1 protein-coding gene is annotated in these 290 nt (G+C 31.0%); it reads left to right on the forward strand.

Annotated features, from left to right (window positions below):
- Positions 1 to 290, forward strand: a 290-nt coding sequence (locus tag DOK76_RS09725) for a GW dipeptide domain-containing protein (protein WP_206967233.1), incomplete at both ends; no start/stop codon positions are given.

The following is a 290-nucleotide window of genomic DNA, read 5'->3' on the forward strand; positions in this document are numbered from 1 at the left end:
GCTGTATACGATACACCTTATACCTCAAGTTCTAGTCAAATTGATACAACAAAAGACTTTAAAATTAAAGAATTTAAAAAAACTAAAGAAGCTAGAACAGGTTATGGATTGTGGTATTACGGAAGTTATACAAAAAATGGCAAAGTTAAAACAGGCTGGATTAAATCAGTTGATTTGGAAGCCGAGACAGTTAATATAGAAGCTTATACTAATAAAGGGATTATCAATAAAAATTATGGTGCTGTCTATGAATCTCCTTATATACCAGGAGTCTCTGAAAAGGATACTTT

The organism is Candidatus Vagococcus giribetii (assembly GCF_017316185.1).
GTDB lineage: Bacteria > Bacillota > Bacilli > Lactobacillales > Vagococcaceae > Vagococcus > Vagococcus giribetii.